The organism is Luteimonas pelagia, from assembly GCF_054776035.1.
Genome location: NZ_BAAHCG010000001.1, coordinates 19,509 through 32,639, shown reverse-complemented (window position 1 = coordinate 32,639; position 13,131 = coordinate 19,509). Strand labels below are relative to the sequence as shown.

Annotated in this window: 11 protein-coding genes; 3 read left to right on the top strand and 8 right to left on the bottom strand. The window is 70.2% G+C overall.

Annotated elements, in window-relative coordinates:
* Positions 1–173 precede the first annotated feature (173 nt).
* Positions 174–596, top strand: a complete 423-nt coding sequence (locus tag ACYU7H_RS00140; protein WP_460811510.1) for a Cif family virulence factor — start codon at positions 174–176, stop codon at positions 594–596.
* A 231-nt stretch (positions 597–827) separates the two neighbouring features.
* On the opposite strand, the gene acnA is transcribed toward ACYU7H_RS00140, so the two are convergent.
* The 4 genes from acnA to ACYU7H_RS00120 all read right to left on the bottom strand — a co-directional run bounded on the left by acnA (position 828) and on the right by ACYU7H_RS00120 (position 5,926).
* The gene (gene acnA / locus ACYU7H_RS00135; protein ID WP_460811509.1) at positions 828–3,572 is read right to left on the bottom strand and encodes an aconitate hydratase AcnA; all 2,745 of its coding nucleotides are present in this window, start codon (positions 3,570–3,572) and stop codon (positions 828–830) included.
* Between the two features lie 136 nt (positions 3,573–3,708).
* Positions 3,709–4,332, bottom strand: coding sequence for a high frequency lysogenization protein HflD (gene hflD / locus ACYU7H_RS00130; RefSeq protein WP_460811507.1), 624 nt, complete (start codon positions 4,330–4,332; stop codon positions 3,709–3,711).
* Complete coding sequence (gene mnmA, locus ACYU7H_RS00125) at positions 4,329–5,420, bottom strand: tRNA 2-thiouridine(34) synthase MnmA (protein ID WP_460812999.1); 1,092 nt, start codon at positions 5,418–5,420, stop codon at positions 4,329–4,331. Before mnmA ends, hflD begins: the two co-directional genes overlap by 4 nt.
* A 29-nt stretch (positions 5,421–5,449) precedes the next feature.
* Positions 5,450–5,926, bottom strand: a complete 477-nt coding sequence (locus ACYU7H_RS00120; RefSeq protein ID WP_460811506.1) for an NUDIX hydrolase — start codon at positions 5,924–5,926, stop codon at positions 5,450–5,452.
* A 150-nt stretch (positions 5,927–6,076) separates the two neighbouring features.
* Between ACYU7H_RS00120 and clpS the strand changes: the two genes are divergently transcribed.
* Positions 6,077–6,409: an ATP-dependent Clp protease adapter ClpS gene (gene clpS / locus ACYU7H_RS00115; RefSeq protein WP_460811504.1), complete on the top strand. Its 333-nt coding sequence runs from the start codon at positions 6,077–6,079 to the stop codon at positions 6,407–6,409.
* Positions 6,410–6,510: 101 nt separating this feature from the next.
* Positions 6,511–8,790 carry an ATP-dependent Clp protease ATP-binding subunit ClpA gene (gene clpA, locus ACYU7H_RS00110; protein WP_460811503.1) on the top strand — a complete coding sequence of 760 codons (2,280 nt, stop codon included), beginning with the start codon at positions 6,511–6,513 and terminating at the stop codon, positions 8,788–8,790.
* Positions 8,791–8,867: 77 nt separating this feature from the next.
* On the opposite strand, the gene ACYU7H_RS00105 is transcribed toward clpA, so the two are convergent.
* The 4 genes from ACYU7H_RS00105 to ACYU7H_RS00090 all read right to left on the bottom strand — a co-directional run bounded on the left by ACYU7H_RS00105 (position 8,868) and on the right by ACYU7H_RS00090 (position 13,085).
* Positions 8,868–10,730: a DUF885 domain-containing protein gene (locus ACYU7H_RS00105; protein ID WP_460811501.1), complete on the bottom strand. Its 1,863-nt coding sequence runs from the start codon at positions 10,728–10,730 to the stop codon at positions 8,868–8,870.
* 148 nt (positions 10,731–10,878) lie between these two features.
* Positions 10,879–11,097 carry a translation initiation factor IF-1 gene (gene infA / locus ACYU7H_RS00100; protein WP_095209467.1) on the bottom strand — a complete coding sequence of 73 codons (219 nt, stop codon included), beginning with the start codon at positions 11,095–11,097 and terminating at the stop codon, positions 10,879–10,881.
* Between the two features lie 102 nt (positions 11,098–11,199).
* Positions 11,200–11,946, bottom strand: a complete 747-nt coding sequence (gene aat / locus ACYU7H_RS00095; RefSeq protein ID WP_460811499.1) for a leucyl/phenylalanyl-tRNA--protein transferase — start codon at positions 11,944–11,946, stop codon at positions 11,200–11,202.
* Between the two features lie 2 nt (positions 11,947–11,948).
* On the bottom strand, positions 11,949–13,085 hold the full coding sequence (locus tag ACYU7H_RS00090; RefSeq protein WP_460811498.1) for a GNAT family N-acetyltransferase: 1,137 nt from the start codon (positions 13,083–13,085) through the stop codon (positions 11,949–11,951).
* Positions 13,086–13,131: the final 46 nt, after the last annotated feature.

The window sequence follows — 13,131 nt, the reverse complement described above, 5'->3', positions numbered from 1 at the left end:
CTGTGGCCGGCACGGGCGGCGGGTCAGTCGCGCCCGCGCGGTCCGGATCGAATCGATTGGATCACAGCGTCGTCGAGACTGACAAGGCGCGGCGCCGCACGGTGCGGGCGCGCGCGAAGGCCACGAACGGATGGGGAACGGGAATGCGCATGCGCATGCGGGCTGCAAGCTGGTTGACGTTGGTCCTCGTGGCGTCCGTGCTCGGCGTCGCAGGATGCGCCAGGCCCGCGCCCGAAGAGGCGCTCAGGAAGGAGATCGCCGGGTTCGCGGCCGCGATCGAGGCGCGGGACCGCGGCGGGATCGACGACCGGCTGCATGGCGAATTCATCGGTCCGGGCGGATTGGACCGGACCGGCGTGCGGCGCATGGCGGCGGGGATCTTCCTGCGCCACCGGGAGATCGACGTGGTGCTCGGCCCCGTCGACGTCGTCTCGCTCGGCGACACGTCCGCGCAGGCGCGGTTCACGGCCGCGGTGGCCGGCGGCTCTGGAGGGATCCTGCCCGAGCGGGCGCGGGTGTACCAGGTCGAGACCGCCTGGCGCCTGGAGGACGGCGACTGGCGCCTGCTGTCGGTCGCGTGGGACGACCGGCTCTGAACCACGAAAAAGGCCCCCGCGCATCGCACGGGGTCCCTTCCTTTCGCCGGCTTCGGGGTCGTCGCCGGTTCGTTGAAGGTTACTTCGCGGCGAGCTGACGGAGCACGTAGTGCAGGATGCCGCCGTGGTGGGCGAGCGGGCGCGCTTGCGAAGCATCGCTTCGCGCGCCCGGGAGCGCCCTCGCGTCACGCGCGAGGGCCGGGCTTCCGCCCCGTCCGCAGGGGTCGAAGGTTACTTCGCGGCGAGCTGACGGAGCACGTAGTGCAGGATGCCGCCGTGGCGGAAGTACTCCACTTCCTTCGGCGTCAGCAGCAGCACCGCCACCTCGAACTCGACCTTGCTGCCGTCCTTGCGGGTCGCGGTGACCTTCGCGGTCTTGGACGCCCCGTCCTCGAGCCCGGTCACGTCGATCGATTCGCTGCCATCCAGGCCCAGCGACTTGACGCCCTGGCCATTCTTGAACTGCAGCGGCAGCACGCCCATGCCGACCAGGTTCGAGCGGTGGATGCGCTCGAAGCTCTCGGCGACGACGGCCTTCACGCCCAGGAGGTTCGTGCCCTTGGCCGCCCAGTCGCGCGACGAGCCGGTGCCGTACTCCTTGCCGGCCAGCACCACCAGCGGCGTGCCTTCGGCCTTGTACTTCATGGCGGCGTCGTAGATCGACATCCGCTCGCCGGACCCGTCGCCGTGGTAGAGGGTGTTGCCGCCTTCCTCGCCGCCCAGCATCAGGTTCTTGATGCGGATGTTGGCGAAGGTGCCGCGCACCATCACGTCGTCGTTGCCGCGGCGCGAGCCGTAGCTGTTGAAGTCGGCCGGCTGGACGCCACGCGACTGCAGGTACTTGCCGGCCGGGCTGTCCTTCTTGATGTTGCCGGCCGGCGAGATGTGGTCGGTGGTGATCGAATCGCCGAACAAGCCGAGGATCCGCGCACCGCGCACGTCGTCGATGGCGCCGACCTGCATCGTCATGCCGTCGAAGTAGGGCGGGTTCTTGATGTAGGTGGACGCCTCGTCCCAGGCGAAGGACTCGCCCTCCGGCGACTCGATGAGGTTCCAGCGGCTGTCGCCCTTGAACACGTCGGCGTAGTTCTGCGCGAACAGCTCCGGGCCCACGGTCGCGGCGATCATGTCGCCCACGTCCTTGTTGCTCGGCCAGATGTCGCGCAGGTACACGGCGCTGCCGTCCGGCGCGTGGCCGATCGGGTCGCTCGCCAGGTCGATGTCGACCGTGCCGGCGATCGCGTAGGCGACCACCAGCGGGGGCGAGGCCAGGTAGTTCATCTTGACCTCCGAGTGCACGCGGCCCTCGAAGTTGCGGTTGCCCGAGAGCACGGACGCCACGGCCAGGTCGTTCTCGGCGATGCCGCGCGAGACCTCCTCGGGCAGCGGGCCGGAGTTGCCGATGCAGGTCGTGCAGCCGTAGCCGACCACGTAGAAGCCCAGCTTCTCGAGGTCGTCGAGGACGCCGGCCTTCTCGAGGTAGTCGGTGACCACGCGCGAGCCCGGGCCGAGCGAGGTCTTGACCCACGGCGCGGCCTTCAGGCCCTTGGCGGCGGCGTTGCGCGCCAGCAGGCCGGCACCCAGCATCACCGCCGGGTTGGAGGTGTTGGTGCACGAGGTGATCGCGGCGATCACGACCGAACCGTCGGTCAGGTCGTGCTCCTCGTCGTGCAGCTGGATCCTGGAGACCGGCGCCGCCGCGAGGTGGTCCGCCTGTTCCTGGCCGCCGCCCTCGGCGTCCTCGCGCGCGATCTGCTCGGCGGTCGACTTGCGGTTGGCGACCAGGCCGGCGACGTTCCTGCGGAAGTTGGCGCGCATGTCGGTGAGCAGCACGCGGTCCTGCGGGCGCTTCGGTCCGGCCAGCGACGGCTTGACGTCGCCCAGGTCGAGCTCGAGCGTGGCGGAGTAGATCGCCTCCGGAGCGCCCGGCTCGTGCCACAGGCCCTGGGCGCGCGCGTAGGCCTCGACCAGCGCGACCTGGTCGTCGCCCCGGCCGGACAGGCGCAGGTAGGCCAGCGCCTCGGCGTCGATCGGGAAGATGCCGCAGGTCGCGCCATACTCGGGCGCCATGTTGGCGATGGTCGCGCGGTCGGCCAGCGGCAGGTGCTGCAGGCCTTCGCCGAAGAACTCCACGAACTTGCCGACCACGCCGTGCTTGCGGAGCATCTCGGTGACGGTCAGCACCAGGTCGGTCGCGGTCGCGCCCTCGGGCAGCTTGCCGGTCAGCTTGAAGCCCACGACCTGCGGGATCAGCATCGAGGACGGCTGGCCGAGCATCGCGGCCTCGGCCTCGATGCCGCCCACGCCCCAGCCCAGCACGCCGATGCCGTTGATCATGGTGGTGTGGCTGTCGGTGCCGAACACGGTGTCGGGGAACGCATGCAGTTCGCCGTCCACCTCGCGCTCCATGACCACGCGCGCCAGGTTCTCCAGGTTCACCTGGTGCACGATGCCGGTGTTCGGCGGCACGACCTTGAAGTCCTCGAACGCCTTCTGGCCCCAGCGCAGGAAGCTGTAGCGCTCCTTGTTGCGCTCGAACTCGATCCTGCCGTTGATGTCCAGCGCGTCCGGGCGTCCGAACACGTCGACCTGGATCGAGTGGTCGATGACCAGTTCGGACGGGATCTGCGGATTGATCTGGGAGGGGCGCCCACCCAGCTTCGTCACCGCGTCGCGCATCGCCGCCAGGTCGACCACGCAGGGCACGCCCGTGAAGTCCTGCAGGACCACGCGCGCGGGCATGAAGGCGATCTCGGTCGACGGCTCGGCCTTCGCGTCCCAGGTCGCCACCGCCTCCACGTGCCCGGCGTTGACCGTCACGCCGTCCTCGTGGCGCAGCAGGTTCTCGAGCAGGATCTTCATCGAGTACGGAAGCCGGGCGATGTCGAACCGCTCGCCGAGCTTCGGCAGGCTGCGGTACGCGTAGGACTTGCCGTTGACGTCGAGTCGGGCGCTGGTGGCGAAGGAGTCGGCCATGCGTGGGGCTCCGTGGCTGCAGATGGGGGAGGGCGGCGGAATGGGCACGCCGCTGAGCCCCGTGATTATGCCGGAATCCGCCCGGTTCCGCAGCCGCGACCGCGCCTCGCGGGCGCCTGGACGCCCCCGCGGCGGCTCATCCGCCGCCGGTCTGCGCCCGCGCGATCGACGCCATGCGGCCGCGCAGGAACAGGAAATCCCAGAGCGACCCGCCGAGCTGGCGCCACAGGACCGCGGACCGCAGCGCGGCGAGCAGCACCGCGCGGATTTCCGCCACCACGTTCGCCTGGCCCAGGTAATGCGGGTTGCCCTGGACCATGACGCGCGGCCGGAGGTGGCTCACCGTGTCCGAATAGAGCGCGCCGAGCGCGGCGAGGATCTCCGGGTGCGTGCTGCCCTGGCGCGTTGCCTCGGGCGCGAGCCGGAGGATGCCCTCGCGCACGCGCTGCGCAGCGGTCGCTTCGGCAACGAATCGGCGCTCGAGCTGCAGCACGGTGAAGGCCAGCCGGGCGAGCGCCGGGTCCTGCCCGCCACCACCGAAGTAGCGCACCAGTTCGCGCATGCCGGGGCGCAGTGCGTGCGCGCCGCCATAGACGGCGCCGGGCGAGGCGGCATCGATCCGGAAGATGCTGTCGATCGCCGTTTCCAGCGAAGGGGCCTCCACCTCGCCCGTTTCGGCGATGCGGCGCACCTGGGCCAACGCCTGCACCATGCCCGCCAGCGCGAGCACCCGGTCCTCGAGGCGCGGATCGGCACTCATGGCGCGTCCTCCCGCCAGGCCGGCATGGGCGCATCGGTCGTCTCGATCACGGCGCCACCCAGGCACACCGCGCCGTCGTAGAGGACCACCGACTGGCCGGGGGTCACCGCGCGTTGCGGCGCGTCGAAACGGACCTCGAGCGTTCCATCGTCCTGCACCTTCACCTCGCATGCCTGGTCGTGTTGCCGGTATCGGACCTGCGCCGTGCACCGGACGCGGGTCCCCGGCGGGGCGCCTGCGATCCAGTGCGCCTGTTCGCTGCGCAGCCGCGTGGACTGCAGATGGGGGCTGCGATCGCCCTGGTCAACCGTCAGCACGTTGCCCGCCACGTCCTTGTGGACCACGTACCACGGCCCCTGCGGCCGGCCCCGCACGCCGCCCAGGCCCAACCCCTCGCGCTGTCCGAGGGTGAAGTAGACGACGCCGGGATGGGTGCCCAGCACGCGCCCCGCGGGGTCGCGGATCTCGCCCGGCCGGGCGGGGAGGTAGCGCGAGAGGAAGTCGCGGAAGTCGCGCTCGCCGATGAAGCAGATCCCGGTCGAGTCCTTCTTGTCGTGCGTGGGCAGTCCCGCGGCGCGGGCCCGCTCGCGCACCGCGTCCTTGCGCAGGCCGCCCAGCGGGAACAGGGTGGCCGCGAGCTGCGCCTGCCCCAGCTGGTGCAGGAAGTAGCTCTGGTCCTTGGACCGGTCGACGGCGCGCAGCAGCTGGAACAGCCCATCGCCGCCGCGTTCGACGCGGGCATAGTGCCCGGTCGCGATGCGGTCGGCACCCAGGGCCAACGCGGCCTCGAGGAAGTGGTGGAACTTCACTTCCCGGTTGCAGAGCACGTCCGGGTTCGGCGTGCGGCCCGCGGCGTACTCGCGCAGGAACCAGGTGAACACGCCGTCCCAGTATTCGCGGGAGAAGTCCCTGAAGTGGATCGGGATGCCCAGGCGACCGCATACCGCGACCGCGTCACGCCGGTCGTCCTCGGCGCGGCAGTCCCCGTCGTCGTCCTCCGACCAGTTGCGCATGAACAGACCGGCGACATCGTAGCCGGCATCCCGCAGGCGCAACGCCGCGACGGACGAATCGACGCCGCCGGACATGCCGACGACCACCCCGGGCCCGCCCGGGGTCACGGGACGGACCGGACCAGGGCGAGCGGGTGGCGGGCGCCGCCGAGGTGGTCGGCCACGGCCTGCCAGACGAGCGGGCTGCGATGGCGTGCCTTGTCCGCGTCCAGTTCGGCCGGGGTCATCCACACCGCCCGCACGATGCCCTCGTCCAGCGGCTGCCCGGGGTCGTGCCGCAGCGGCGTGGCGGCGAAGGCGAACCGGAGGAAATGGCGGTCCGGGCGATGCGCGTCGGCGGGCGCCTTCCACTGGTAGGCACCGATGAATCCCGTCAATCGCACCGTCCAGCCCGTTTCCTCGCGCGTCTCCCGGACCGCGGCGTCGACGAGGCTCTCGTCGGGTTCCAGGTGTCCGGCGGGCTGGTTGAGGACCAGCCGGCCGCCCACCGCCTCCTCGACCAGCAGCAGCCGTCCGCCGTCCACGACCACGGTCGCCACGGTGACGTCGGGCTGCCAGAAGCGTCCCTCGCGATAGCTCATGGTCGCGGCATCGCGGCGGTGGAGGGTCCGGTCATCGTCGATCGACGCGTCGTGCGGCGGGGGCGTTGCATTCTGCGGTGGCGGGTCCGGCGCGTCCATGCGCGGGCAAAACGGCGGAAGCGGCCCGGGGCGGCCGATATAATGGCCCGCATGCCACGCACGCCGGATCCGAACCACGAGCACGAACACGACCACGGCGTCCTGGTCCAGGCCGGCAAGCCGAAGGTGGCACGTCCGCCGCTGTATTCCGTTCTACTACTCAACGACGACTACACGCCGATGGACTTCGTGGTCGAGGTCCTGATGCGCTTCTTCGCCATGGACCTGGAAAAGGCCACCCAGGTGATGCTCCACGTCCACACCCGCGGCCGCGGGGTGTGCGGGGTCTTCACCAGGGAGGTCGCAGAGTCCAAGGTGGCGCAGGTGAACGAATACGCAAGGCTCAACCAGCACCCGCTGCTGTGCACGATGGAAAAGGCGTAGCGTAGGGTTCGAAGGGGAAGCAGGAAGGGATCCGGGCGGCGCTGGAAAAACCGGCTCTGCGACCCCACCTGATGCGGAGACGATCCGGAGGCGGCGCCCCCATGTTCAGCAAGGACCTCGAGTACACCATCGGCCAGTGCTACAAGCGCGCCCGCGAGGCGCGGCACGAGTACATGACCGTCGAGCACCTGTTGCTTGCGCTGCTCGACAACCCGTCCGCGGAATCCGTGCTCAAGGCCTGTGGCGTCGACTTCCAGCGGCTGCGCTCCGAACTCGAGCAGGCGATCGGCAACTCGGTCACGCGGCTGTCGGAGGACGACGGCCGCGACACCCAGCCCACGCTCGGCTTCCAGCGCGTGCTCCAGCGCGCGGTCTACCACGTGCAGTCGTCGGGCCGGAAGGAAGTCTCCGGCGCGAACGTGCTCGTGGCGATCTTCGGCGAGAAGGACTCGCACGCCGTGTACTACCTCAACCAGCAGGACGTGAGCCGGCTGGACGTGGTCAATTTCATCTCGCACGGGATCGCCCGCCGGGGCGAGGGCGAGGACGCGCCGCACGGCCAGGACGAGGGCGCGAAGGGCGGCGAAGGCGAGGGCGAGGGCAAGGGCGACGCGCTCGCCGAGTACGCCAGCGACCTCAACGCGCTGGCCGCCGCCGGCAGGATCGACCCCCTGGTCGGGCGCGCCGAGGAGGTCGAGCGGACCATCCAGGTGCTGTGCCGCCGCCGCAAGAACAACCCGCTCTACGTGGGCGAGGCCGGCGTGGGCAAGACAGCGCTGGCGGAGGGCCTGGCCAAGCGGATCGTGGACGGCGACGTGCCGGAGGTGCTGTCGGACGCGACGATCTTCGCGCTCGACCTGGGCGCGCTCGTCGCCGGCACCAAGTACCGCGGCGATTTCGAGAAGCGGCTCAAGGCGGTGCTCGCGGCGCTGAAGAAGCACCCCGGCGCGATCCTCTTCATCGACGAGATCCACACGATCATCGGCGCCGGCTCGGCCTCGGGCGGGACGATGGACGCCTCGAACCTGATCAAGCCGGTGCTGGCCTCGGGCGAGCTGCGCTGCATCGGCTCGACGACCTTCCAGGAATACCGCGGCATCTTCGAGAAGGACCGGGCGCTGGCCCGTCGCTTCCAGAAGATCGACATCGTCGAACCGACGGTGGGCGAGACGGTCGAGATCCTGCAGGGCCTGAAGCAGAAGTACGAATCGCACCACGGCGTGACCTACGCCGACGACGCGATCCAGGCCGCGGTGGACCTTTCGGTCAAGCACATCGGCGACCGGCTGCTGCCGGACAAGGCGATCGACGTAATGGACGAGGCCGGCGCGCGCCAGCGCCTGCTGCCGGAGGACAAGCGCAAGTCGCTGATCGACGTCGAGGAGATCGAGATGATCGTCGCGCGCATGGCGAGGATCCCGGCCAAGCAGGTCTCGGCCAGCGACAAGGACGTGCTCGAGCACCTGGAGCGCAACCTCAAGATGGTGATCTTCGGGCAGGACCCGGCCATCGAGACGCTCGCGTCCTCGATCAAGCTGGCCCGTTCGGGCCTGGCCAACCCCGACAAGCCCATCGGCAACTTCCTGTTCGCCGGCCCCACCGGCGTGGGCAAGACCGAGGTCACGCGCCAGCTGGCGCTGCAGCTCGGCATCGAACTGGTCCGCTTCGACATGTCCGAGTACATGGAGCCGCATTCGGTCAGCCGCCTGATCGGCGCGCCCCCGGGCTACGTCGGCTTCGACCAGGGGGGCCTGCTGACCGAGAAGATCGTCAAGACGCCGCACTGCGTGCTGCTGCTCGACGAGGTCGAGAAGGCGCACCCGGACATCTTCAACATCCTGCTGCAGGTCATGGACCGCGGCGTGCTGACCGACACCAACGGCCGCGAGGCGAATTTCCGCAACGTGATCCTGGTGATGACCACGAACGCGGGCGCGGCGCAGGCTTCGCGCCGGACGATCGGCTTTACCCGGCAGGACCACAGCACGGACGCGATGGAGGTGATCCGCCGCAGCTTCACGCCGGAGTTCCGCAACCGGCTGGACGCGATCGTGCAGTTCCAGGCGCTGGGCTTCGAGCACATCCTGCGCGTGGTCGACAAGTTCCTGATCGAGCTGGAGACCCAGCTGCACGAGAAGCACGTGTCGCTGTCGGCCTCGCCCGAGGCGCGCGACTGGCTGGCGCAGCACGGCTTCGACCCGCTGATGGGCGCGCGTCCGATGGCGCGGGTCATCCAGGAGAAGATCAAGCGCCCGCTGGCCGACGAACTGCTGTTCGGCAAGCTGGTCGGGGGCGGCCGGGTCACGGTCGAGGTGCGCGAAGGCGAGCTCGTCGTCGAGGCGCACCCGGAGAGCGAGAAGCTGTTGCCGGCGACCGTCTAGGGTGTCCTCGACGGGCAAGAGAAAAGGCGGCCAATGGCCGCCTTTTCAATGGGTTGAGACGCGTTCCTAACGCCGGATCACGATGCCTTGCGCGCCGCGATCCACTGGTCGATGCGACGCTCCAGCAACGGCATCGGCAACGCGCCGCCACCCAGGACGGCGTCGTGGAAGCCGCGGATGTCGAACTTGTCGCCCAGCTCGGCCTCGGCCTTCCGGCGCATCTCCTGGATGCGGATCATGCCGATCTTGTAGGCCGTCGCCTGGCCCGGCCACGTGATGTAGCGCTGGACCTCCGCGCGGATCGCCGCCTCCGGATTGGCCGTGTTCGCGTTGAAGTAGTCGACCGCCTGCTGCTCGGTCCAGCCCTTGGCGTGCAGGCCGGTGTCGACGACCAGGCGCACGGCGCGCCAGAGCTCGGAACTCAGGCGGCCGTACTCGGAATAGGGATCCTGGTAGGTGCCCGGCATCTCGCGCGCGAGCCACTCCGAATACAGCCCCCAGCCCTCGGCGTAGGCCGTCGAGTCGGCCTGGGTGCGGAACTCGGGCACGCCGGTCAGCTCCTGCGCGATCGAGATCTGCATGTGGTGCCCCGGCAGGCCCTCGTGGTACGCGATGACCTCGAGCTCGGGCTTGGGCATGGCGTTCATGTCCGAGAGGTGCGCGTAGTAGATGCCCGGCCGCGAGCCGTCCGGGGTGCCCGGGAAGTAGTGCTGGGCGGCGCCGTCCTGCTCGCGGAACGGCTCGACGCGGCGCACCACCAGGTCCGCCTTCGGCAGGATGCCGAAGTAGTCGGGCAGCGCCTTCTTGATGTTGTCGATCGCGCGCGTGGCCTCGTCGATGTACGCCTGGCGGCCGGCGTCCGTGTCCGGGAACTTGAAGCGCGGGTCGGTCGAGATGAAGGCGAAGAAGTCCTGCAGGTCGCCTTCGAAGCCGACGCGGTCCATCAGCGCGCGCATCTCGCCGTGGATGCGGTCGACCTCGGACAGGCCGATCCGGTGGACCTCGTCGGCCGTCAGGTCGGTGGAGGTGTGCATCCGCAGCTGGTGGCGGTAGTAGGCCTCGCCGTTGGGGTGCGTCGTGCCCACGCCGGCCGGATTCTCGATGGCATTGGCCATGTCGGCCTCCGCCCACGCGATCAGCTTGGCGTACGCCGGCGCCACGTGGGCGACGAGCGCCTCGCGGGCCTGTGCCTTCAGCGCCTCGCCCCGGGCCGCGTCGATCTTGCCCGCCTTGACGAGCGCATCGGCCTCCGACTGCAGGTCGGCCCACAGCGCGGAGTCCGCGCCGGCGTCGAAGGGTGCGCCGGAGACGACCTTGCGCGATTCGGCCAGCACGCCCTCGTAGGAGAACTTCGGCATGCGGTAGCCGGCTTCCGCGTTCTCCTTCGCGCGCGAGAGCAACTGGTCCATGGCGCGCGGCGCGGCGGCGATGCGCGCGAGGTACGCGAGGTAGTCGGCCTCGGTGTCGACGCGGTGGAAGTTGATCAGGAACGTCGGAAGGAAGGACTGCGCGCCCTGCATCTGGTTGAAGACGTAGACGTTGTCGCGGAACTGCAGGCCGTCGCGCTCGAGCTCGTACTGGCGCTTCCACAGGTCGTAGGACAGCTGGGTCTCGGCGTCGAGCGCGTCGTAGTCGAACCCGGCCACCATCTCCTCGACGGTGGCCTTGCGCCACGCCAGCTGCGCGTCCTGCGCGGCCTCGGACATGTCGTCGAGCTGGTCGTAGAGTTCCTTGCGCCCGAGGAAGGTCAGCGTGACCGGGCTGAAGCGGAGCTCCTCCTCGTACTTCTCCTCGAACCAGGCGTTGAGCCGCTGCGACTCCGACTGCGCCGATTCACCGGCGACCGGTGCCGGCGCCGTGTCACGCGTCGTCGTGGCGCAGGCCGACAGGGCCAACGCGATGGAAAGGGCAAGCGGTCCCGCGGCGAATCGACGATGCATGGGTATCCCCCGGCAATAGGTCGCCGCAGGATACGGCGGCCCGCCGACAGGGAGCCATGTGCCACAAGTGGGATGTGCGGGGACGGCGATCACCGTCCTGGACGTGCGCCGGGGGCGCGGCCGCGGCCGGTGCGCCGCGACGGCCGACTCACTTCATCCGGTAGGTGATCCGGCCCTTCGTGAGGTCGTACGGGGTCATTTCGACCTTGACGCGATCACCGGTGAGGATGCGGATGTAGTGCTTGCGCATCCGGCCGGAGATGTGGGCGATGATTTCGTGGCCGTTCTCCAGCTTCACCCGGAACATGGTGTTCGGGAGGGTTTCGGAGACCGTGCCTTCGAATTCGATGACGTCGTCTTTCGCCATGGGGGTCCTGCAGTGGCGGGGCGGGCCCGCGTGGTTGGGCACCCTAGGGCGCCCGAAGGGCGGGCATTCTGCCACGCGCGCGCCCTGTTCGCAAAGAAACCGTTAAGCGTCCGGACGGTCGGACAGGACGCGCGCCGGAAGACGACCGAACGCCGACGGCCAGTCGGCCACGCCGGGCCGTGCGACGAGCGTGCCGATCGCCTCGAGGAACACGTCGCGCGGCATCGCCCCGGCGCCGAGGGCGCGCAGGTGCGGATTGTCCACCTGCGCATCCAGCAGCGGCCAACCCCAGCCGGACATGCGCAGCGCCAGTGCCGCCAGGGCAACCTTCGAGCCACCGCTGCGGAGGCTCACCATGCTTTCGCCGAAGAACATCCGCCCGACGGCCACGCCATAGAGCCCGCCGACGAGTCGGTCGTCGCCGTCGCGCACTTCGATCGAGTGCGCGAGGCCGACCGCGTGCAGGGCCGCGTAGGCGTCCCGCATGGCGCGGGTGATCCACGTGCCGTCCTGTCCGGCGCGGGGCGCCGTCGCGCACGCATCCACCACGGCCGCGAAGTCGCGGTCGGCCACGACCACCCAGTCGCTGCCGCGTAGGGTGCGCCGGAAGCGGCGTGGCAGGTGGACCGCATCGGTCCGGAAGACGGTCCGCGGATCGGGGCTCCACCACAGGATCGGCTGCCCTTCGGAATACCAGGGAAAGATGCCGGCCCGGTACGCGTTGGCAAGGCGCACGGGCGACAGGTCGCCCCCGACCGCCAGCAGCCCGTCCGGACGGCGCAGGGCGCGGGCCGGATCGGGGAAGGGCGATGCGGGGTCGGTCGACAGCAGGCAGGGCACGCCGCTCATGGTCATGCGGGCGCGGCGACGTTGCGGCGGAAGGGACCGTGGTCCGCCAGCCTGCGTGCGTGTTCGCGGACCACGGCGCGCTCCTCGGTGCACCACCGGTCGATCGCGTCGCGGAACCGGACGTCGGCGATCCAGTGCCGGCTCCGCACCAGCGCGGGCAGGAAGCCGCGCGACAGCTTGTGCTCGCCCTGCGCGCCGGGTTCGAAGCGCGCCAGGCCTTCGCGCAGGCAGTACTCGATGCCCTGGTAGTAGCAGGCTTCGAAGTGCAGTCCCGGGACGTGTTCGTCCGCGCCCCAGTACCGCCCGTGCAACGTGTCGCCGCCGCGCAGGAACAGGGCGCCGGCGATCGGCGTGGCATCGCGTTCGGCCAGCACCAGCACCAGCGCGCGGGGCATCGCCTGCGCAAGGTGGTTGAAGAAGCCTTCGGTCAGCGCGGGCAGGTTGCCCCGTTCGTCGAACGTGCGGCGGTAGAACCGGTGCATCGCGGCGACGTCGCCGGGCAGGAGGGTGTCGCCGTGCGCGACGCGAAGCGTGATGCCGGCTCGCGCGACCTTCGCCCGCTCCTGGCGGATGTTCTTGCGATGGCGGTGGTCCATCGCGTCGAGGAACGCGTCGAAATCGCGCCAGCCGCCGTTCGTCCAGTGGTACTGGATGTCCAGGCGCGCGGGCCAATCGTCGGGAAACGCCGCGTCCTCGTCCCCGCGATGGAAGTTGACATGGGCCGAGGACAGGTTCGCGCGCGAGACGAGGCTGGCCATCGCCGCGACCAGCATCTCCCGGTCGCCCGGGTCCCGCGCGAGCAGCCGCGGGCCGCTGCAGGGCGAGTAGGGCACCGCGCACAGCCATTTCGGGTAGTACTCCAGCCCCTGCCGCGCGTACGCATGGGCCCAGGCGTGGTCGAACACGAACTCGCCGTGCGAGTTGCCCTTGACGTAACCCGGGGCCGCGGCCCGCAGCTGGCCGGCATCCTCGAGCAGCAGGTGCGCCGGCCGCCAGCCGTGGGCGGGTAGCACGCAGCCCCCGGTTTCCAGGCCCGCGAGGAACGCATGGGAGACGAACGGATTGCCGCCGTCGTGCAGGGCGTCCCACGCCGCCGCGGGGACGTCCTTGAGCGTGTCGACGATGCGGAGGGTCGGCATGGCGTGACCATCGCGCCGGGCGCGGCCGGGCGGCCCGCCGAGGATC